24 protein-coding genes are annotated in these 20,447 nt (G+C 68.1%); 13 read left to right on the forward strand and 11 right to left on the reverse strand.

The genetic code is table 11. The features are described 5' to 3' along the window. Nucleotide 1 precedes the first annotated feature (1 nt). Nucleotides 2-154 carry a hypothetical protein gene (locus tag AQY21_RS29180; RefSeq protein WP_162531879.1) on the reverse strand — a complete coding sequence of 51 codons (153 nt, stop codon included), beginning with the start codon at nt 152-154 and terminating at the stop codon, nt 2-4. Between the two features lie 96 nt (nt 155-250). On the opposite strand from AQY21_RS29180, the gene fsa reads away from it, so the two are divergent. The 4 genes from fsa to AQY21_RS17590 all read left to right on the forward strand — a co-directional run bounded on the left by fsa (nt 251) and on the right by AQY21_RS17590 (nt 3,452). Then, on the forward strand, nt 251-904 hold the full coding sequence (fsa, locus tag AQY21_RS17575) for a fructose-6-phosphate aldolase (protein ID WP_024843021.1): 654 nt from the start codon (nt 251-253) through the stop codon (nt 902-904). Next, nucleotides 904-1,614, forward strand: coding sequence for a DUF484 family protein (locus AQY21_RS17580; RefSeq protein ID WP_058098902.1), 711 nt, complete (start codon nt 904-906; stop codon nt 1,612-1,614). Before fsa ends, AQY21_RS17580 begins: the two co-directional genes overlap by 1 nt. Beyond that, nucleotides 1,611-2,549 (forward strand): tyrosine recombinase XerC, encoded by a 939-nt coding sequence (locus tag AQY21_RS17585; RefSeq protein WP_058098903.1) that lies wholly within the window; start codon nt 1,611-1,613, stop codon nt 2,547-2,549. Before AQY21_RS17580 ends, AQY21_RS17585 begins: the two co-directional genes overlap by 4 nt. A 144-nt stretch (nt 2,550-2,693) precedes the next feature. Then, nucleotides 2,694-3,452, forward strand: a complete 759-nt coding sequence (locus AQY21_RS17590; RefSeq protein ID WP_058098904.1) for a TSUP family transporter — start codon at nt 2,694-2,696, stop codon at nt 3,450-3,452. A gap of 201 nt (nt 3,453-3,653) precedes the next feature. Here the strand turns inward: AQY21_RS17590 and AQY21_RS17595 are convergent, their stop codons facing one another. Continuing rightward, nucleotides 3,654-4,640 carry an asparaginase gene (locus AQY21_RS17595; RefSeq protein WP_058098905.1) on the reverse strand — a complete coding sequence of 329 codons (987 nt, stop codon included), beginning with the start codon at nt 4,638-4,640 and terminating at the stop codon, nt 3,654-3,656. A 151-nt stretch (nt 4,641-4,791) separates the two neighbouring features. Between AQY21_RS17595 and AQY21_RS17600 the strand changes: the two genes are divergently transcribed. From AQY21_RS17600 to AQY21_RS17625, 6 genes are all read left to right on the forward strand, one after another. Beyond that, nucleotides 4,792-5,319, forward strand: coding sequence for an invasion associated locus B family protein (locus AQY21_RS17600; protein WP_058098906.1), 528 nt, complete (start codon nt 4,792-4,794; stop codon nt 5,317-5,319). 109 nt (nt 5,320-5,428) lie between these two features. Continuing rightward, nucleotides 5,429-6,625, forward strand: coding sequence for a 23S rRNA (adenine(2503)-C(2))-methyltransferase RlmN (gene rlmN / locus AQY21_RS17605; RefSeq protein ID WP_058098907.1), 1,197 nt, complete (start codon nt 5,429-5,431; stop codon nt 6,623-6,625). A gap of 247 nt (nt 6,626-6,872) precedes the next feature. Continuing rightward, the gene (gene gpmI / locus AQY21_RS17610; protein ID WP_058098908.1) at nt 6,873-8,396 is read left to right on the forward strand and encodes a 2,3-bisphosphoglycerate-independent phosphoglycerate mutase; all 1,524 of its coding nucleotides are present in this window, start codon (nt 6,873-6,875) and stop codon (nt 8,394-8,396) included. Next, a complete protein-coding gene (locus tag AQY21_RS17615; RefSeq protein ID WP_058098909.1) occupies nt 8,393-9,628 on the forward strand; it encodes a murein hydrolase activator EnvC in 1,236 nt (411 codons plus the stop codon). The genes gpmI and AQY21_RS17615 overlap by 4 nt, the downstream gene beginning before the upstream one ends. After that, entirely contained in the window at nt 9,625-11,040 is a 1,416-nt protein-coding gene (locus AQY21_RS17620; protein WP_058098910.1) for a S41 family peptidase, read from the forward strand. The genes AQY21_RS17615 and AQY21_RS17620 overlap by 4 nt, the downstream gene beginning before the upstream one ends. Continuing rightward, on the forward strand, nt 11,037-11,528 hold the full coding sequence (locus AQY21_RS17625; protein ID WP_058098911.1) for an RNA pyrophosphohydrolase: 492 nt from the start codon (nt 11,037-11,039) through the stop codon (nt 11,526-11,528). Before AQY21_RS17620 ends, AQY21_RS17625 begins: the two co-directional genes overlap by 4 nt. 90 nt (nt 11,529-11,618) lie before the next feature. Here the strand turns inward: AQY21_RS17625 and AQY21_RS17630 are convergent, their stop codons facing one another. Then, on the reverse strand, nt 11,619-12,872 hold the full coding sequence (locus AQY21_RS17630) for a lytic murein transglycosylase (protein WP_058098912.1): 1,254 nt from the start codon (nt 12,870-12,872) through the stop codon (nt 11,619-11,621). A gap of 77 nt (nt 12,873-12,949) precedes the next feature. Then, complete coding sequence (locus AQY21_RS17635) at nt 12,950-13,267, reverse strand: hypothetical protein (protein ID WP_082658159.1); 318 nt, start codon at nt 13,265-13,267, stop codon at nt 12,950-12,952. A 56-nt stretch (nt 13,268-13,323) separates the two neighbouring features. Between AQY21_RS17635 and AQY21_RS17640 the strand changes: the two genes are divergently transcribed. Then, nucleotides 13,324-13,794 carry a YbaK/EbsC family protein gene (locus AQY21_RS17640; RefSeq protein ID WP_058098914.1) on the forward strand — a complete coding sequence of 157 codons (471 nt, stop codon included), beginning with the start codon at nt 13,324-13,326 and terminating at the stop codon, nt 13,792-13,794. 36 nt (nt 13,795-13,830) lie between these two features. On the opposite strand, the gene AQY21_RS17645 is transcribed toward AQY21_RS17640, so the two are convergent. Together AQY21_RS17645 and dapD are read right to left on the reverse strand one after the other, a co-directional pair. Continuing rightward, nucleotides 13,831-14,082, reverse strand: coding sequence for a GlsB/YeaQ/YmgE family stress response membrane protein (locus tag AQY21_RS17645; protein WP_028713184.1), 252 nt, complete (start codon nt 14,080-14,082; stop codon nt 13,831-13,833). Between the two features lie 106 nt (nt 14,083-14,188). Then, nucleotides 14,189-15,013, reverse strand: a complete 825-nt coding sequence (gene dapD / locus AQY21_RS17650) for a 2,3,4,5-tetrahydropyridine-2,6-dicarboxylate N-succinyltransferase (protein ID WP_058098915.1) — start codon at nt 15,011-15,013, stop codon at nt 14,189-14,191. 92 nt (nt 15,014-15,105) lie between these two features. Between dapD and AQY21_RS17655 the strand changes: the two genes are divergently transcribed. Continuing rightward, entirely contained in the window at nt 15,106-15,933 is an 828-nt protein-coding gene (locus tag AQY21_RS17655) for an LOG family protein (protein ID WP_152988260.1), read from the forward strand. 278 nt (nt 15,934-16,211) lie between these two features. Here AQY21_RS17655 and AQY21_RS17660 read toward each other — a convergent pair whose 3' ends face one another. The 4 genes from AQY21_RS17660 to AQY21_RS17675 all read right to left on the reverse strand — a co-directional run bounded on the left by AQY21_RS17660 (nt 16,212) and on the right by AQY21_RS17675 (nt 18,091). After that, nucleotides 16,212-16,682, reverse strand: a complete 471-nt coding sequence (locus AQY21_RS17660) for a hypothetical protein (protein ID WP_238986817.1) — start codon at nt 16,680-16,682, stop codon at nt 16,212-16,214. A gap of 173 nt (nt 16,683-16,855) precedes the next feature. Then, the gene (gene rlmH, locus AQY21_RS17665) at nt 16,856-17,323 is read right to left on the reverse strand and encodes a 23S rRNA (pseudouridine(1915)-N(3))-methyltransferase RlmH (protein WP_058098917.1); all 468 of its coding nucleotides are present in this window, start codon (nt 17,321-17,323) and stop codon (nt 16,856-16,858) included. Between the two features lie 3 nt (nt 17,324-17,326). Then, the gene (gene rsfS / locus AQY21_RS17670; RefSeq protein ID WP_152988261.1) at nt 17,327-17,725 is read right to left on the reverse strand and encodes a ribosome silencing factor; all 399 of its coding nucleotides are present in this window, start codon (nt 17,723-17,725) and stop codon (nt 17,327-17,329) included. 132 nt (nt 17,726-17,857) lie between these two features. Next, a complete protein-coding gene (locus tag AQY21_RS17675; protein ID WP_058098919.1) occupies nt 17,858-18,091 on the reverse strand; it encodes a hypothetical protein in 234 nt (77 codons plus the stop codon). A gap of 293 nt (nt 18,092-18,384) precedes the next feature. Between AQY21_RS17675 and leuC the strand changes: the two genes are divergently transcribed. Next, complete coding sequence (gene leuC / locus AQY21_RS17680) at nt 18,385-19,821, forward strand: 3-isopropylmalate dehydratase large subunit (RefSeq protein WP_058098920.1); 1,437 nt, start codon at nt 18,385-18,387, stop codon at nt 19,819-19,821. 16 nt (nt 19,822-19,837) lie between these two features. Here the strand turns inward: leuC and AQY21_RS17685 are convergent, their stop codons facing one another. Then, nucleotides 19,838-20,419 carry a hypothetical protein gene (locus tag AQY21_RS17685; RefSeq protein ID WP_058098921.1) on the reverse strand — a complete coding sequence of 194 codons (582 nt, stop codon included), beginning with the start codon at nt 20,417-20,419 and terminating at the stop codon, nt 19,838-19,840. Nucleotides 20,420-20,447 lie beyond the last annotated feature (28 nt).

Consider the following 20,447-nt stretch of genomic DNA (forward strand, 5'->3'; position numbering starts at 1 on the left):
CTCAGGCCGGCAGCGCGGCCCAGCCGATCAGCAGCAGCACCGGCCAGTTGCCGACAAGCAGCGGCCCGGCCGCCAGGGCCGGCAACAGGTCAATGAGATCGGGCTGAAAGGCTTCCACGACATTCTCTCCGTGCATGAGGCCGGATAGTGGCATGTCGGCGCCATGCCCCGCAAGCCGCGCAGGCCGGACTTCACGCGCCGGCTGTTATGCGCTAAACCCACGGCAAAACCGCAAGAAGGGCTCCTCCACATGAAATTCTTTGTCGATACCGCCGACGTCGCCGCCATCCGCGAGCTCAACGACCTTGGCATGGTGGACGGCGTCACCACCAACCCTTCGCTGATCCTGAAATCCGGCCGCGACATCCTGGAAGTCACCAAGGAGATCTGCGACATCGTCGAGGGCCCGGTCAGCGCCGAAGTCGTCGCCCTGAAGGCCGAGGACATGATCCGCGAGGGCGAGCACCTGGTGAAGATCGCCCCCAACATCACCGTCAAGGTGCCGCTGACCTGGGACGGGCTCAAGGCCTGCAAGGCGCTGTCCTCGCAGGGCCACAAGGTCAACGTGACGCTGTGCTTCTCGGCCGCGCAGGCGATCCTGGCCGCCAAGGCCGGCGCCACCTTCATCAGCCCCTTCATCGGCCGGCTCGACGACATCAATTTCGACGGCATGGAGCTGATCGCCCAGATCCGCGAGATCTATGACAATTACGACTTCCAGACCCAGATCCTGGCCGCCTCGATCCGCTCGGTGAACCACATCACCGATGCCGCCCGGATCGGCGCCGACGTGATCACCGCGCCGCCCGCCGTCATCAAGGCGATGGCGAATCACGTGCTGACCGACAAGGGGCTGGAGCAGTTCACCGCCGATTGGGCCAAGACCGGCCAGAAGATCGTCTGATGACCGAGCAGACCGCGGCCGAATTGACCGAGGACATCCGCGCCCGGCTGCTGGCGCAGCCCGAGCTGATCCTCTCCGACCGCGACCTGATGCGCGCGCTGATCGGCGCGCGCGAGGCCGAGGTGGGCGAGAACGTCATCGACATCCGCGGCCGCGCCATGCAGGCGCTGGAGGCGCGGCTGGACCGGCTCGAGGCGGCGCATGAATCGGTGATCTCGGCCGCCTATGACAACCAGTCGGGGATGAACACCATCCACCGCGCCGTGCTGTCGCTGCTGGAGCCGATGGATTTCGAGGAGTTCCTGGAAAACCTCGACATCGCCGTGGCGCCGATCCTGCGGGTCGAAACCCTGCGGCTGGTGATGGAATCGGGCGACGAGGTGCCCGAGCCGGAGAATGACGGCCCGCTGATGATCGCCCCCGCCGGCACCGTGGCCCGGCTGATCTCGGGCGGGCGGCGGATGCCGCGCGGCGACGACATCGTGCTGCGCCGTGTGGCGGGCGAAACCCTGGCCTTCCATGGCGAGGCTCGCGCCCCGATCCGTTCCGAGGCGCTGCTGCCCATCGACCTCGGCCCCGGCCGCTTCCCGGCGCTGCTGCTGATGGGCTCGGCCGATCTCGGGCGCTTCACCCCGGCCCAGGGCACGGATCTGCTGCGCTTCTTCGGCCAGGCGTTCCGGCTGGTGCTGATCTCCTGGCTCAGGAAATGACCGGCGGGGCCGAGCCATTGGCGCTGGCCCCGGCCATGGCCGACAATCTCGCGCGCTGGCTCGACAGCGAGCGCGCGGCGCGCGACCGGTCCGACCACACGATCCGCGCCTATCAGGCCGACCTGCTGGCCTTTCTCTCCTTCCTGGGCGGCTATCACGGCACGCCCGCCCTGCCCGCGACGCTGGCCGGGCTGACGCAGACCGACATGCGCGCCTTTGCCGCCGCCGAGCGCGGCCGCGGGCTTTCGGCCCGCTCGCTGGCCCGCAGGCTCTCGGCGACGCGCAGCTTCATCCGCTGGATGTCCGACCGGCACGGTTTCGACGCTTCGAAGGCGCTGGCCTCGCGCAGCCCGAAATACACCCGCTCGCTGCCCCGCCCGCTGGCGCCCGAACAGGCGCAGGAGGTGCTGGATATCGCCGGCAGCACCCATCCCGAGGCTTGGATCGCCGCCCGCGACGCGGCGGTGCTGACGCTGCTCTGGGGCTGCGGGCTGCGCATCTCCGAGGCGCTGGGGCTCGACGGCGCCGACTGGCCGCTGCGCGAGGCGCTGACCATCCGCGGCAAGGGCGGCAGGGAACGCCAGGTGCCGGTCCTGCCCATCGCGCGCGAGGCCATCGCCGATTATCTGCGGCTATGCCCCTACCCGCTGGAGGCCAAGGCACCGCTGTTTCGCGGCGCCCGCGGCGGCCGGCTGAATCCGGCGCTGATCTCCGCCGCGATGCGCCAGGCGCGGCAGGTGCTGGGCCTGCCGCCGACCGCCACCCCGCATGCGCTGCGCCATTCCTTCGCCACGCATCTCCTGGCGGCGGGGGGCGATCTGCGCACGATCCAGGAACTCCTGGGCCATGCCAGCCTGTCCACGACCCAGGTCTATACCGGCGTGGACGACGCCCACCTGCTGGCCGTCTATCGCGCCGCCCATCCCCGCGCCTGAGCACCTTCACCGTTTCCCAAATACTCATGGCCGCCGGCGCCGGCGGCCAGCCTCCTCCGCGGCTCCTTCGTTGCCGAAATGCGCATCCGGCCGCACCATGCGCATCGGCTTTACATTTCCTGCGCGGCATCCCAAAGGGGCGGCATGTTCGAACTGTCCCTCGATCTCGTGCTCCTGCTGGCCGGCGCCGCCTTCGCGGCCGGCTTCGTCGATGCCATCGCCGGCGGGGGCGGGCTCATCACCGTGCCGGCGCTGCTGCTGGCCGGCCTGCCGCCCGCGCAGGCGCTGGCCACCAACAAGGTGCAGGGCGTCTTCGGCGCCGCCACGGCAGCGATCTCCTATGCCCGGAGCGGGCTGGTGGACCTGCGCGCGCAAATCGGCGCGGCGGCGGTGGCCTTTGCGGCCGGACTCTGCGGTGCGCTCCTGGTGACCTGGATCCCGGCGCAGGCGCTGCGCTACGGCCTGCCGCTGGTGCTGATCGGCATCGCCGTCTTCTTCGCGCTGAAGCCGGGGCTGGACGATACCGACCGCATGCGCCGCATCGCCCCGGCCGCCTTCACCGCCACGGTCGTGCCCGTCGTCGCCTTCTATGACGGGCTGGTCGGGCCGGGCACCGGATCGTTCTTCATGCTGGGCTTCGTCATGCTGGCGGGCTACGGCATCCTCAAGGCCACCGCGCATACGAAACTGCTGAACTTCGCCTCGAACCTGGGCGGGCTGGTCGCCTTCGCCGCGGTGGGCAAGCCGCTCTGGCTGGTCGGCGCCGTCATGGCCGTGGCGCAGATCGCCGGCGCCATGCTGGGCGCACGGCTGGCGATGCGGATCGGCGCAAGGGTCATCAAGCCGTTGCTGGTCGTGACCTCGTCCGCGCTGGCGCTGCGGCTGATCTGGCAATTGCTGTAGACATGGGGGCTTTGCGCCCCCACGCCCGCCGGGCAAGCCCGACGGGCTTCCCCCGCAGGATATTTGGACACGAAAGAAGCCCGGCAAAAGCCATGCGCGGCGCCTGGTTTCTTTCGTGTCCCAATATCCTGGGGGAGCGCGGAACGCGCGGGGGCAAAGCCCCCGATCTTGCCGAGAGGGTACGATGCCACGGCAGGGGCATCAGCTCGGAAAACCCTCGGCGCGGCGCAATTCGCCTGTCGCCAGGCCGCGCCAGTTGCGCAAGGTCCCGGTCAGGTATTTCTGCACCACCGGGTGGCCTTCCTCCAGCAAGCCCAGATGCAGCATCAGCGCCGTGATCGCCGCCTCGGCGCCCCGGGTGCCGCCGTCCGAGATCTTCAGCGCAATGCCCAGCCCCCGCTCGGGAACGAGGCCGACAAAGACCGCCTCGGCCCCGGTCTTGACGGCGACGCGACCCCGCATCGCGCGCATCAGCTCGGTGCAGGCCCGCCCTTCGCCGGCGACCAGCTCGGGATGGGCCAGCATCGCCTCGACCAGCCGCCGCTGCGCCTGGCCGCGCGCCCCGGCGCCCGGCTGGGCGAAGCCGGCCATGGCATGGGCCAGCCCCTCGACAGTGCAGGCGAAATTCGGCGCCGAGCAGCCGTCGACGCCCCAGCCGGCGGCGGTCTCGCCGGTCACCTCCTCGAAGGCTCGGCGCACGGCGCGCTGCACCGGATGGTCGATCTCGACATATTCCGGCCCGGCATTCATGTGCCGCTTGAGCGTCAGGAATCCGGCATGCTTGCCCGAGCAGTTGTTGTGGATCTGGCAGGGGCTTTCGTCCGAGCAGATCAGCCGCTTGTGCTCGGCCGGATCCCTCGGCAGATGCGCGCCGCAGCGCAAGTCGCCATCCTCGAGCCCCAGCGCGGACAGCCAGGCCGCGACCCGCTCGGTATGGATGCGGGCGCCGTTATGGCTGGCGCAGGCCAGGGCCAGATGCTCGCTCGTCAGCCCCGCCGCATCGGCCGCGCCGCTTTCGACCAGCGGCAGTGCCTGGATCATCTTGCAGGACGAGCGCGGATAGATCACCGCGCCGGGATTGCCCCAGGCCTCGACGATGCCATTCGCATCCGCAATCACCACATGGCCCAGATGGCTGCTTTCGCGCATCCCGCCACGCCACAATTCGATAAGTCTGGCAGCGGTCATGGCTGTTTTTCCTCTGACAATCGCGCGATTTTCCGCGAACGGGGGTTTTTCACGACTTCCTTTTCGCATTATCTTGCCGCCGGATGGTTGAAAACACCACCGTCATCGGCAACAAGCCGGATCGAACCGGACCATGGCAGGAGGCCAGAGCATGTTGAAATTCGCGCCGCGCGCCGCAGCGGCAGCCGCCGCACTCGCGATCGCCGCGTCTTCGCCAGTCCTGGCCCAGGACTCGACGAATGTAGTCGGGACCGAGGGCGACTGGACCGTCTTCTCGGCGAACAGTCCCAAGGAATGCTGGGCCGTCTCGGCCCCGAAATCCACCCAGAACCTGGACACCAGCGGCAAGCCCAAGGAGGTGACGCGCGGCGACATCCGGCTCTACGTCGCCTATCGGCCCGGCCAGTCGGGCGAGGTCTCGTTCTCGGGCGGCTATCCCTTCGCCCCGGATTCGGCGGTCGAGGTGAATATCGGCGGCCAGGTCTTCAAGCTGTTCACCGAGGGCGAAAGCGCCTGGACCGGCTCTCCGGCCGACGACGCCAAGCTGGTCTCGGCCCTGCGCGCCGGGTCCTCGGCCATCGTCACCGGCCGTTCGGCGCGGGGCACGGTGACCAAGGACACCTTCAGCCTGTCGGGCATCACCGCCGCGACCAACAAGGCGCAGGCGGCCTGCAAATAGGCCGCACCTGCCGGAACCGACATGGACAGGGGCGCGAGCCCCTGTTTTCTTTTGGGCCGCTTTGCCCTATATAGGCCCATTGCCTCCCTCGCCGCCCGGACCCGCAACCATGAACGCCCCGTCGCCCGTCACGCCCGCCGCCCCGATCACCCAGGATCTGCTGACCATCCCGCGCAAACTGCCCGAGACAGCACGGCGGAACCTGGTCGGCCTGACCCGCGCGCAGCTGTACGAGGCGCTGATCGAGGCCGGCACGCCGGAACGGCAGGCCAAGATGCGCGTCGGCCAGATCTGGCAATGGGTCTATCACTGGGGCGTGCGCGATTTCGCGCAGATGACCAATCTGGCCAAGGACTATCGCGCCCTGCTGGCCGAGAAGTTCGAGATCGCCCTGCCCGAGATCGTCACCCGCCAGATCAGCGCCGACGGCACCCGCAAATACCTGCTGCGCATCAGCGGCGGGCACGAGGTCGAGACCGTCTATATCCCCGAGGAAAACCGCGGCACGCTCTGCATCTCGTCCCAGGTCGGCTGCACGCTGACGTGCTCCTTCTGCCACACCGGCACGCAGAAGCTGGTGCGCAACCTGACGGCGGGCGAGATCGTCGGCCAGGTCATGGTGGCGCGCGACGACCTGGGCGAATGGCCCAAGCCCGGCGCGCCCAAGGACGAGACGCGGCTGGTCTCGAACGTGGTGCTGATGGGCATGGGCGAGCCGCTCTACAATTTCGACAATGTCCGCGACGCGATGAAGGTGGTGATGGACGGCGAGGGCATCAGCCTGTCGCGCCGCCGCATCACGCTGTCGACCAGCGGCATCGTCCCCGAGATCGCCAAGACCGCCGAGGAGATCGGCTGCCTTCTGGCCGTCAGCTTCCACGCCACCACCGACGAAACCCGCGACAAGCTGGTGCCGGTGAACCGCAAGTGGAACATCGAGACGCTGCTCAATGCGCTGCGCGAATATCCGCGCCTGTCGAACTCGGAACGCATCACCTTCGAATATGTGATGCTGGACGGGGTGAACGACAGCGACGAGGACGCGCGGCGACTGGTCCGGCTGATCCGCGGCATCCCGGCCAAGGTGAACCTGATCCCCTTCAACGAATGGCCCGGCTCGCCCTATCGCCGTTCCAGCTGGGAGCGGATCGAGGCTTTTGCCGACATCGTCCACAAGGCCGGCTATGCCTCGCCCATCCGCACGCCCAGAGGCGAGGACATCATGGCCGCCTGCGGTCAGCTGAAATCCGCGACCGAACGCGGCCGCAAGACTGCCGCCCAAATCGCCGCCGAGGCCCGCGCCTGAACGGGCAGCGGTAGAGACCAGCCGCACTGCCGCATGAGTATTTTCAGAACGGTGAAAAGGGAAAGGCAGCCGAGCCTCCGCTTTGGTCGGGTCGCGCTCCTCGCTTTTCACCGTTTCACAAAATACTCCTGCAACAGCACCGAAGGTCGGGGCGCTGCGCCTTCACGAATCCGCCAGAATCCGTGGTGACCTTGCCCCGCGCGCCCCGCAGTCGTAGAAGCGTCGCGACCCGCGAAAGAGGTGCCGCATGAGCCGTCCGAAACCCGTCGTCCTTTGCATCCTCGATGGCTGGGGCATTTCCTCGCGCCCCGAGCAGAGCGCGCCCGACCAGGCCAGGACGCCGAATTTCGACCGGCTGATGCGTGATTGCCCGCATGGGACGCTGGTGACCTTCGGCCCGGATGTCGGCCTGCCCAAGGGCCAGATGGGCAATTCCGAGGTCGGGCACACCAATATCGGCGCCGGCCGCGTGGTGGCCATGGACCTCGGCCAGATCGACCTCGCCATTGAGGATGGTAGCTTCTACGAGAACGCCGCGCTGGGTGAGCTCATCCGCAAGCTCAAGGCCAGCGGCGGCACGGCGCATCTGATGGGCGTCGTCTCGGATGGCGGCGTACATGGCCATGTCCAGCATGTCATCGCCGCCGCGCGGGCGGTGGCCGACAAGGGCGTGCCGGTGGTGATCCATGCCATCACCGATGGCCGCGACGTGCCGCCGCAATCGGCCCTGGACTTCGTCACCAAGCTTCTGGGCGAACTGCCGGAGGCCGCGCGCATCGGCACCGTCATCGGCCGCTATTACGCCATGGACCGCGACAATCGCTGGGAGCGCGTCGCCCGCGCCTATGCCGCCATGATCCGCGCCGAGGGGCTGCCGGCCCCGGATGCGGTGCAGGCGGTGGCCGACGCCTATGAGCGCGGCGAGACCGACGAATTCATCCAGCCCGCCGTGATCGAGGGCTATGCCGGCGCGAAGGACGGCGACGGCTTCTTCTGCCTCAATTTCCGCGCCGACCGCGCACGCGAGATCCTGGCCGCCATCGGCCAGCCGGATTTCTCTGCCTTCGACACCGGCATGCGGCCGGAATGGGCGGCGCTGCTGGGCATGGTCGATTATTCGGCCAGCCATGACGAATACATGCAGGCCGCCTATCCCAAGCGGCAGGTGGTCAACACGCTGGGCGCCTGGGTCGCCGCCAGGGGCCTGCGCCAGTTCCGCCTGGCCGAGACCGAGAAATACCCGCATGTCACCTTCTTCCTGAACGGCGGCAAGGAAACCCCTGAGCCGGGCGAGGACCGCTTCATGCCGGCCAGCCCCAAGGTCGCGACCTATGACCTGGCGCCGGAAATGGCCGCGCCCGAGGTCAGCGCCAAGCTGGTCGAGGCCATCGAGGCGGGCTACGACCTGATCGTGGTGAACTATGCCAACCCGGACATGGTCGGGCATACCGGCAGCCTGCCCGCCGCCATCCGCGCCTGCGAGGCGGTGGACAAGGGGCTGGGCATGATGCTGGAGGCGCTGGAAAAGGCCGGCGGCGCCGCGGTGGTCATCGCCGATCACGGCAATTGCGAGACCACCATCGATCCCGAGACCGGCGGGCCGCATACCGCCCACACCACCAACCCGGTGCCGGTGATCGTCTTCGGCGGGCCCGAGGGCGCGGAACTGCGCAACGGCCGGCTGGCCGATGTGGCGCCGACGGTGCTGGACCTGATGGGCCTGGACCTGCCGCCCGAAATGACCGGCACCTCGCTGATCGAGCGCGCATGAGACCCAGTCTGCTCCTGCCGATGCTGCTGGCCTTCGGCCTCGGCTCGATGGCTCCGGCCCAGCCGGCGACGCCCGCGCAGGACGATTCGCAGCTGAGCCAGGCCGCGCAGGAGGCGGCCGCGGCCGCCGACATGCTGCGCGGCGCGGTGGGCCAGCTGGACGAGGCGCTGACCGAGGACGATCAGGTCGCCTCGCTGACCCGGATGATCCGCGCCTATGAGCAGGGCATGGCGGCGCTGCGCGAGGGATTGCGCCGCGCCGGCATCCGCGAACAGGAGATCCGCGCCGAGTTCGACGCCCGGCGCGAACGTCTGGGCCGGGTGCTGGGGGTGATGACCTCGATGCAGAAATCGCCCGAGACCATGCTGCTGCTGCATCCCTCGGGGCCGGAATCCTCGGCCCGGGCGGGGATGATCCTGTCCTCGGTCGCGCCGGGGCTCGAGGCCGAGGCCCGCGACATGCAGCAGAAGCTGGAGGAGATCCGCACCGTACGGGCGATCCAGCTGAGTGCGGCGAACACGCTGGCGCAGGGGCTGGACCAGGTGCAGGAGGCGCGGCGGCTGCTGGCCTCGGCCGTCACCGACCGCTCCAGCCTGCCGGTGCGTTTCGGCGAGGACCCCAGGGAGCTGACCGCGCTGGTGCAATCGGCCGATACGCTGGACGCCTTTGCCTCGGGCATCGTCGGCATGGAGCAGGATGTCGGCCCGCCCATGGCCGATTTCGAGGGCGCGCAGGGCAGTCTGGCGCTGCCGGTGCTGGGCCGGGTGCTGCGCCGCTATGACGAACCCGACGCCGCGGGGGTGCGCAGGCCGGGAATGGTGATCGCCACCTCGCCCGCCGCGCTGGTGACGGTGCCTTGGCCTGCGACGATCCGCTATCGCGGCCCGCTGCTCGATTACGGCAATGTGATGATCGTTGAGCCCGCGCGGGGGTATCTGATGATATTTGCCGGGCTGGCCCAGGTCTTCGGCGAGACGGGCGACGTGCTGGCCGCGGGCGAGCCGGTCGGGCTGATGGGCGGGCAGGAGCCGCCCGCGCAGGAGTTCGGCGCCGAATTCGTCGCCAATGCCGCCGCCGGAGGCGGCGCTGGACAGACCGAGACACTGTATGTTGAACTCCGCAAGGGCAAGGAAACACTGGACCCGGCAGAATGGTTCGTGATGAATCCCATTGTCGGAGAGGCCACGGACGGGACAGGCCGCAACGCAACCGGGCAGGACGGAACCGAATGAAACATTATCTTCTGGCAGGGGCGATCGGCACGCTTGCGGGCATCACCGTCGCCACCCAATTCGCCGGCCCGCTGGTCGCGCAGGAATCGGGCAAGAACGCCTCGGTCTACGAACAGCTGGACCTGTTCGGGAACGTGTTCGAGCGCGTGCGCGCCGATTACGTCGAGCAGGTGGACGACAAGAAGCTGATCGAGGCGGCGATCAACGGCATGTTGACCTCGCTCGACCCGCACAGCTCGTTCCTGTCGGCCAAGGATTACGACGACATGCAGACCCAGACCCGCGGCAGCTTCGGCGGGCTGGGGATCGAGGTCGGGCAGGAGGACGGGCTCGTCAAGGTCATCTCGCCCATCGACGATACGCCCGCGGCCGAGGCGGGGGTCAAGGCCGGCGACTACATCACCCATGTGAACGGCGAATCGCTGATGGGCCTGACGCTGGACGAGGCGGTCGAGAAGATGCGCGGCCCCGTCGGCTCGGAGATCAAGATCACCATCCTGCGCGAGGGCGAGAAGGAGCCCTTCGACCTGACCATCACCCGCGACACGATCAAGCTGACCGTGGTCAAGACCCGGATCGAGGGCCATGCCGTGATCCTGCGCATCTCGACCTTCAATGACGAGACCTTCTCGACCCTGAGGACCGAGATGGACAAGGCGATCAAGGAGGCGGGCGGCATCGACAAGGTGACCGGCTTCGTGGTGGACCTGCGCAACAACCCCGGCGGGCTGTTGAACCAGGCCATCGAGGTCTCGGACGCTTTCCTCGACAAGGGCGAGATCGTCTCGACCCGTGGCCGCAAGCCCGAGGAAAGCGAGCGCTGGAACGCCAAGACCGGCGATCTGGCGCAGGGCAAGCCGATGGTGGTGCTGATCAACGGCGGCTCGGCCTCGGCATCCGAGATCGTCACCGGCGCGCTTCAGGACCACCGCCGCGCCATCGTCGTCGGCACCAAGAGCTTCGGCAAGGGCTCGGTGCAGACGGTGATGCCGGTCACCGCCGACAGCGCCATCCGGCTGACCACGGCGCGCTATTACACGCCCTCGGGCCGCTCGATCCAGTCGCTGGGCATCCAGCCCGACATCATCGTCGAGCAGCCCGCCCCGAAACCGCAGGAGGAGGACGAGGCCGACACGCCGCGGACCGAGTCGAAATTCCTGAACTCGGAGGCCGACCTGCGCGGGGCGCTGAACAACGATTCGATCAGCGACGAGGAACGCAAGCAGATCGAGGAGGAGGCCAAGCAGGTCGAGGCCACCGCCAAGCTGCGCGAGGAGGATTATCAGCTCGCCTATGCGGTCGATATCCTCAAGGGCCTGGCGGCGGTGGATTACCACGCCCAGGCCGTGCCCGAGGCCGCGAAACCCGCCAATACCGGCGAGGACGCCGCCCAGGGGGCGCAGGCGGAATGAGCGCGGCTCTGCTGGGGCCCTCGGGCCTGCCCTACCGGCCCTGCGCCGGGGTGGTGCTGATCAACCCGATGGGGCTGGTCTTTGCCGGGCAGCGCATCGACAATCCCGGCCCGGCCTGGCAGATGCCGCAGGGCGGCATCGACCAGGGCGAGACGCCGCGCGAGGCGGCGCTGCGCGAGCTGGTCGAGGAGACCGGGGTGACCACCGATCTGGTCGATGTGCTGGCCGAGACGCCGGGCTGGGTGACCTATGACCTGCCGCCGGAGCTGCTGGGCAAGGTCTGGAAGGGCCGCTATGGCGGGCAGAAGCAGAAATGGTTCGCCATGCGCTTCCTGGGCGAGGATTCGGCGGTGCGGATCGCCACCGAACATCCCGAGTTCGAGCGCTGGCAATGGATGCGGGCGGTGGATCTGATCGACAGCATCGTGCCCTTCAAGCGCGATGTCTATGCCCGGGTCTTTGCCGATTTCCGCGACATTCTCGCCTGAACCGGCAGCGCCGCGCCCTGTGGCGCGGGCAGCAGGGGTATTTGGACAACGAAGAAGCGCAAGGGGCGGCTTTCGGGACCGCCCCTGCTTCTAGCTGCGCAGCATGGCCAGCAGGCGGGTATCGGCATAGCCGTCGGGCGTCACGCCGCGCGAACGCTGGAAGGCCTTGATCGCCTCGGTCGACTGGCTGCCGAGCTTGCCATCCACGCCGCCGGTGTCGAAGCCGCGGGCCATCAGCAGGCGCTGGATCTCGGCCTTTTCGCTGTTCGACAGCGTGCGGTCGCCCCGCGGCCAGCCGCCCTGGATGCCGCGGCGGCCGGCAATGGCCTCGCCCAGATAGGCCACGCCGAGGGCGTAGCTGTCCGAGGCGTTGTATTTCAGGATGGCGCGGAAATTCTCGGTGATCAGGAAGGCCGGGCCGCGCGCGCCCGCAGGCGCAAGGATCGAGCCCGAGGGCACCGGCGCGCCGCTGACCGTGCGCACGCCCATCGCCGCCCATTGGCTGCCGGAATGCTGCACCGACTTGCCGGACTGGTTGAAGTCGAAGCCCTGCGGCAGGATCACCTCGGTGCCCCAGCTCTGCCCCGGGCGCCAGCCGTTCTGGCGCAGGTAGGAGGCGGTCGAGGCCAGCGCATCGGTCGGGTCGTTCGACCAGATGTCCCGGCGGCCGTCGCCGTTGAAGTCCACGGCATGGCTGAGGAAGGACGAGGGCATGAATTGCGTATGCCCCATGGCCCCGGCCCAGCTGCCGACCATATGGGCGCTGTCCACGTCGCCGGACTGGATGATGCGCAGCGCCGCCACCAGCTCGCCGGCGAAGAATTCGCCGCGGCGGCCGTCATAGGCCAGCGTCGCCAGCGCCGGCACGATCTGCGTATTGCCGCGATTGGCGCCGAAATTCGATTCCATGCCCCAGACCGCCAGCACGATCTCGCGCGGGACGCCGTAGCGCGCCTCGATGGCCGACAGCGTGCTTGCATATTGCGCGGCCTTGGACCGGCCGGTCGCGCCGCGCGTGCCGATGGCGCCGTCGAGATAGTCCCAGATCGGCTTGGTGAACTCGCTCTGCTTGCGGTCCAGGGCGACGATGCTGGGCTGGTAATGTGCGCCGGCCATGGCGCTGTCGAAAGTGCCGGGCGAGATGCCGGCCGCCAGCGCGCGCGGACGGAAGCTTTGCACCCAGTTGCGGAAGCCCGCCTCGGAGCCCTGCCCGCCCGCCGTGGGCAACCCGCCGAAATTGCCGCCGCCGACCGCGCCCGGGGTCTGGTTCAGCGACACGCCGCAGCCTGCCAGGGCGAGGATCAGCACGGCCGAGGTCGCGATGCGGGAAATGCGTCTGGTCATTCTGCCTGTCCGTTCCGTTGTTCTTGTTCTGGTTGCGGCCAGTCTAGCCCAGCATGGCGCGGCTGGATAGGGGCGGATCAACCCTCCTCATCGCCGTAAAGCGGCTCCATCTGCGCAACGATCACTGCGTTCTCCTCCAGCGCGCGGTCCATCAGGGCGCGTTCCTCGTCGGGGATCTCATGGCCTTCGGCCAGCCGCTCGTCGATGCTGCCATGGCCGGAGACCTCGATGGGTGCAAGGCCGGCCTGCTTCAGAATGGCGACGGTCTCGCGCACCGCCTCTTCCTCGTCCTTGCCCGAGGCATAGCAGACCAGCGCCGCGCCGCTGGCACCTTCGGGCAGACCGTCCTCCGCGGTGCGGCCGACCTGGACCAGAAGCGTATAGACCTGTTGCATGGCTTTTCCTTCGCGGCGATTTACCGTCATATCGCCCGAAACGGACGGAGGTGACAATGAGCAAGAGTTTGCGGCGCGTGCAATCGGCGCTGGAGGCCGCCGGCCTCGCCGTCGAGATCCGCGAGACCGACGACAGCGCCCGCACCGCCGAGGGCGCGGCGGCGGCGGTCGGCTGCGCGGTGGATCAGATCGCCAAGTCGATCATCTTTCGCGGCGAGGAGACCGGCCATGTCGTGCTGTTCCTGACCGCAGGCGGCAATCGCGTCGATCCGGCCAAGGCGACCACGGTGGCGGGGCAGAGCCTGGGCAAGGCCGATGCCGATTTGATCCGGACCGAGACCGGCTTCGCCATCGGCGGAGTCGCGCCGGTCGGGCATCTGCGGCAGGTCGAGGCCTGGCTGGACCCGCGGCTGCTGGACTTCGATACGGTCTGGGCGGCGGCCGGGACGCCGCGCCACGTCTTCGCCATCGCGCCGGAAGAGCTGATCCGCATCACCGGGGCGAAACAGGCGGATTTCACCGCCTGACCTGAAAAGGGGCGGGAAGGCCCGCCCCCGCTTTCGCTATCCGGCCACGGCTCGGTAAAGCCAGATCAGCACCACCGCGCCGATCAGCCCGGCGACGCCCTGCGCAAGCCAGCTGCCGGCCTGGGCGTTCAGCCCGACCAGACCCAGAAGCGCATTGCCGACGATGGCGCCGACGATGCCCAGGATGACGTTGAGGATGATCCCCGTATCCGCCTTCATGATGCTGCTGGCGATCCAGCCCGCAAGACCGCCGACGATGATCGCGGCCAGCCAACCCAAACCCTGCATGTGAAACTCCGCTTTCAGGATACCTGTGCGGGTTGAACGCAGTGGCGGCGCTTGGGTTTCACGCCGGACTCACGCGCGGGTGAGTCCGGTGCAGGGCTGCAACAGGTCAGTCGCGCAGCAGCTCGTTGATCGAGGTCTTGGAACGGGTCTGCGCATCGACGCGCTTGACGATCACCGCGCAATAGAGGTTCACGCCGTTCTTCGAGGGCATCGAGCCGGCGACCACCACCGAACCGGCCGGGACCTCGCCATACATGACCTCGCCGGTCTCGCGGTCGACGATCTTGGTCGATTTGCCGATGAAGACGCCCATGCCCAGGACCGAGCCCTCGCGCACGATGCAGCCCTCGACCACCTCGGAACGCGCCCCGATGAAGCAATTGTCCTCGATGATGGTCGGACCGGCCTGCATCGGCTCCAGCACGCCGCCGATGCCGACGCCGCCCGACAGGTGGACGTTCTTGCCGATCTGCGCGCAGCTGCCGACGGTGGCCCAGGTATCGACCATGGTGCCCTCATCGACATAGGCACCCAGGTTGACGAAGCTCGGCATCAGCACCACGCCCTTGGCGATATAGGCCGAGCGGCGCACGACGCAGTTCGGCACGGCGCGGAACCCGGCGACCTTCCATTGCGTCTCGCCCCAATGGGCGAACTTGCTGTCCACCTTGTCCCACCAGGTGCCGCCCTGCGGCCCGCCCATATGGACCTCCATGTCCTTCAGGCGAAAACCCAGCAGCACGGCCTTTTTCGCCCATTGGTTCACATGCCAGTCGCTGCCGCGCTTTTCGGCGACGCGCAGCACGCCCTTGTCCAGCGCCTCCAGCGTGGCCTCGACGGCATCGCGAACCTCGCCCTTGGTCGTGGGGGTGATCTGGTCGCGGATCTCCCAGGCGGATTCGATGGCGGCTTCAAGGGCGTCATTCGACATGGTCTGGCCTCTCTCGGGTGGAAACTCTTGCCCAAGCGCTATAAGCCGAGGGGTGCGGCCGCGCAATGCGGCGGTTTCTGCCAGAGGATCGGATGACGGAACTTGACGAGCGCAGCCACCCGTTTCGCGACAGCCATCAGGACGTGGCGGTGGCACAGATCACACCGGACACGGCCCAGACGCGCGCGCCGGCCTATCGGCTGGCCTTTACCGATACCGAATTCCTGCTGCGCGAGGAGCTGCGCCCGGTGCGGTTGCAGCTCGAACTGCTGAAGCCGCAGATGATCATGGATGCGCGCGGCATCCGCTCGACGGTGGTGATGTTCGGCGGCTCCCGCATCCCCTCGCCCGAGCGGCGCGAAGGGGCGCGCACCCCGACCCTGGCCGCCCTGTCGCATTACTATGACGAGGCGCGGCGCTTTGCCCGGCTGATGACCGAGCGCAGCCTGAAAAGCTATGGCGCCGAGAACGTGATCTGCACCGGCGGCGGGCCGGGGGTGATGGAGGCCGGCAACCTGGGCGCGCATGAGGCCGGCGGCGCCTCGATCGGCCTGTCCATCGTGCTGCCGCACGAGCAGACGCCGAACGCCTATGTCACGCCGGACCTGTGCTTCAACTTCCACTATTTCGCCATCCGCAAGATGCATTTCCTGATGCGGGCCAAGGCGGTGACGATCTTCCCGGGCGGCTTCGGCACCATGGACGAGATGTTCGAGGCGCTGACCCTGATCCAGACCGGCCGCATGAAGCGCGTGCCCTTCATCCTGTTCGGGCCGGAATTCTGGCACAAGGTCATCAACTGGCAGGCGCTGGCCGAGGCCGGCACCATCAGCCCCGAGGATCTGGACCTGATCAGCTTCGTCGAAAGCGCCGACGAGGCGGTCGAGATCATCGACAACTGGGTGGTGCCCTGTCCCTGACGGCCGGAAACCGCGGGAGAGCCGGTCCAGCGGCATCCCCGTCGGAATTGCGTCCGGCCATGGGCAAAACGGCAGAACGAAATTCCGGTTGAGATCGACGAGGACGGCGCCGCAGGGAAGTCGTTCTCATCGCAATCACGAGATCGGGCTCTCGCACAGTCTCGGCGGATTGTGGCCCGCTCCCTCCCGTCTTGGCACCGGCCCTGTTCGTCGCGGCTTAGGCCCGGTCGCCGCGGCGGTTTCCGCGCCGCCCGTGGAGCGGCTACAGGCCGGCGGCACTATTTTGGCCACCAGGCCACGAAATCGCTCGGCCCGAGAGTCGGCGGCTGGCCACGGGACCTGTCGCCCGCCACCGGCCCGGCTCCGGCAGGATGCGGCTGCCCCGCGCCATGGCGATAGATCGCATGCGACAGTTCCGGCCGCATCTCCGGGTCGGGCGGGTCCTCGGCGGCCCGGATCACGATGGTTCCCAGCCTCAGCGCGCGCTGGAAGGATTCGTCCTCGCCATAGATCGCGGTCAGGACCTTGATGACCGTGGCGCGGAACACGGCGCGATCCTGCGGCCCGTCCGCCTCCCCGGCCGCCTGCGCCGGCCCGCCGCCCGGCCGCCGGATGTCGGGCGATTCGCTCGGGCGCGAACGGTCGATGCCTTCGCGGCCGGGCTGCACATCCCCGCCGACCGCGCCGCTTTCCTCGACCGCAGGCACTTCGGGCTGGGCGCGCGCGATGGTGGGGCCGACGAGTTCCATGTCCCGCGCCGCCGGCGGGACCGGCCCGGCTCTGGATCTGAGGGACGACTGGAAGCATGACACACCCGGCAACTCGTGATCTGGATGGGACCATCATAGTCCACGGCAAGCGGATTTCACCGCCCGGCCGCCGGATTATTTCGTTAAAAGCTTAGCAATCGAACGGGTTGCGGTCATTCCCGGTGATAGGGGCTGCCGGCCAGGATGGTGGTGGCGCGATAGATCTGCTCGGCCAGCATGACCCGGACCAGCATATGCGGCCAGACCATGCGGCCAAAGCTGATCGCCAGATCGGCCCGGTCGCGCAGGCCGGGATCGATGCCGTCCGCGCCGCCGATCACAAAGACGACATCCCGTGCCTGATCGCGCCAGCCGGCGATCCGATCCGCAAATTCGGGCGAACTGAGCATCTGGCCGCGCTCGTCCAGCGCCACCAGCGCGGCGCCCTGGGGGATGGCCCTGTCCAGCAGCACCGCCTCGGCCGCCATGCCGCCGCCACGCCTGTCCTCGACCTCGGCCAGCGTCACGGGCGGCAGGCCCAAGGCGCGGCCCGCCTTGGCGTGGCGGTCCAGATAATCGGCGATCAGCTTCGCCTCGGGGCCCTGCCGCAGCCGCCCGACCGCGGCAATGACCATGCGCATGGATCAGTTGCGGGGCGTGCCGGCCCGATCGGCCGCATGCTCGGCGCGCATCCGGTCAAGCGCGGCCGAGCGCAGCGCGTCTGCGGGCATCCACATCTTTTCCAGCTGGTAGAACTCGCGCACCTCGGGGCGGAAGACATGGACGATCACATCGTCGGTGTCGATCAGCACCCAATCGCCGGTTTCCTTGCCTTCGATCCGGGCCGAGCGGCCGGTCTGCTCCTTCAGGCGCTCGACCAGCTTTTCGGCGATCGAGGCCACCTGCCGCGCGTTCCGGCCTGAGGCGATCACCATGTGATCGGCCATGGCCGAACGGCCGCGCAGGTCGATGGTCACGACATCTTCGGCCTTGTCGTCGTCAAGAGAGGCAAGAATGCGGCCCAGTAGCTGATCGCTCGTCAGCCCGGATTCCGCGGTGGTCGCAGCCGGCGCAGAAGCCGGCGAGACGGTATTGGACAGGGTTCATCCTCCGGTCATCACGCCGATCTCCCCCGGCGCAGGGGCCTTACCAATGTAGCATGGAATCGCGCCCGCTCAATGCAGGGGCGGCGGATTTCTGGCCGCATCCCCCGGTGGACAGGCGGAAACCGGCAGATTTCCCCAGGGATCGGCGCATCTGACCTGCCCCGCAGCCCAGGCCAGATGCCGGGTTTCGACCCCCGCCATCTGCCGCGCCTGCTTGAGCGGCGTGTCCGCCCAATGCACCGCCAGCGCGAAAACGGCCACGCAGATCAGCGGGATGGCCCGCAGGATGATGCGAATCAGCATGATCGGTCCCTTCCGTCGTCTTTGGCACCAAAGATAGGAGCCATTTCTCAACTTGGAATTAACAGAGCCGTGTGGCGATATTGAATATGACGTGAAATCGACCTATTACTGCTGGCATGCGAGGATTCGTCTATTTCGACATTCACGACCGCGCCCGCCTGCCAGGCCGGTTCTACGGCGAAAGCCTGTCCGTCACCGCCCGACTTTGACGGGAGCGGGCGCCTGCGCGCGCCCTGCCGCAGGCTGCGGCCCCTCCGCCCTTTCCCAGCTAGTCTTCCAGAAAAGAGACAGCCATGACCGGCAACACGAACGCGGGCGCGCCCCGCACCCTCTACGACAAGATCTTCGACGCCCATGTGGTCGAGCGTTCCGACGACGGCACCTGCATCCTCTATATCGACCGCCACCTGGTGCATGAGGTGACCTCGCCCCAGGCCTTCGAGGGCCTGCGCATGGCCGGGCGCAAGGTGCGCCGCCCCGACCAGACCATCGCCGTGCCGGACCACAACGTGCCGACCACGCCCGACCGCGTGGACGGCATCGAGAACCCCGAGGGCCGCATCCAGGTCGCCGAACTGGACAAGAACGCCCGCGAATTCGGGCTGAACTATTACCCGATGAACGACATCCGCCAGGGCATCGTGCATATCGTCGGCCCGGAACAGGGCTGGACCCTGCCCGGCATGACCGTGGTCTGTGGCGACAGCCATACCGCGACGCATGGCGCCTTCGGGGCCTTGGCGCATGGCATCGGCACGTCGGAAGTGGAACACGTCCTGGCCACCCAGACGCTGATCCAGAAGAAGTCCAAGAACATGAAGGTGGAAATCACCGGCAAGCTGCGTCCCGGCGTCACCGCCAAGGACATCACCCTGGCGGTGATCGGCAAGACCGGCACCGCCGGCGGCACCGGCTATGTCATCGAATATTGCGGCGAGGCGATCCGCGATCTGTCGATGGAAGGCCGCATGACCGTCTGCAACATGGCGATCGAGGGCGGCGCCCGCGCCGGCCTGATCGCCCCGGACGAAAAGACCTTCGAATACTGCAAGGGCCGCCCGCATGCCCCGAAAGGCGCCGCCTGGGAGGCCGCCGTCAGCTGGTGGAAGACGCTCTTCACCGACGAGGGCGCGCATTGGGACAAGGTCATCACCATCCGCGGCGAGGACATCGCCCCGGTGGTGACCTGGGGCACCTCGCCCGAGGACGTGCTGCCGATCACCGGCACGGTTCCCGCCCCCGAGGATTTCGAGGGCGGCAAGGTCGAGGCCGCGCGCCGCAGCCTGGACTACATGGGCCTGAAACCCGGCACCCCGCTGAACGAGATCAAGATCGACGCGGTCTTCATCGGCTCCTGCACCAACGGCCGGATCGAGGATCTGCGCGCCGCCGCCGGCATCCTCAAGGGCCACAAGCTGGCACCGGGCGTGCGCGGCATGGTCGTGCCCGGCTCGGGCCTCGTGCGCATGCAGGCCGAAGAGGAGGGTCTGGACAAGATCTTCATCGACGCGGGCTTCGAATGGCGGCTGGCGGGTTGCTCGATGTGCCTGGGCATGAACCCCGACCAGCTGGCGCCGGGCGAGCGTTGCGCCGCGACCTCGAACCGCAACTTCGAGGGCCGCATGGGCCGCGGCGGCCGCACCCACCTGATGTCGCCGGTGATGGCGGCGGCGGCGGGCATCAAGGGCCACCTGACCGACGTGCGCGAATTGCTGGCGGAAACCGTCTGATGCTTCGGGCGGGGTCTTACCGGCCCCGCCGCAGAAGCAGCAAGGCGTTGATCGCGATCAGCACCAGCCCGGCATTCTCGAACCAGAAGTTGAACTCGAGGTTCGAGAAATCCATGCTGAGGAGCCTGTCGACATGATGGAAGCCCACCGCGCGCACCAGCACGAAACCGCACAGCACGCCCAGCCCCAGCAGGGCGAGGCCGTTGCGGCGCATGTGCCCGCGCAAGGTGTTCGCCGTCCAGAGCAGCACGATCGCCGCGCCCAGCACCAGCCCGGCGATGAAGGCCAGCTGCACGAGATGGCGCTCGTCGTACCAGCCTTGCGCCCGCGCCATGCAGCGCCCGGTGGCCGTCAGCGCGGTTTGCAGATCGAGCTGCTTGTTCAGCCCCAGGAAGGCCACCAGCCCGGCAATCGCCAGCCACAGCCCGCGCGCCGCGCCGGCGGGACGGCGGCGCAGCACCATGACGGCCAGCGCGAAGCATATGAAATAAGAGATCACCGTCAGCCAGCCGGTGATCTCGGGGTCTCCGACCTGCGGCCTCCAGTCGCGCGCGATGCAGGCGCGCAAGGCGGCGAAGCTCGAAAACCCGAAGAACATCAGCAAGACCCGTATCGCCATGGCGCCA

This window comes from Paracoccus sp. MKU1 (genome assembly GCF_001447385.1).
In the GTDB taxonomy this organism is placed as follows: Bacteria; Pseudomonadota; Alphaproteobacteria; order Rhodobacterales; family Rhodobacteraceae; genus Paracoccus.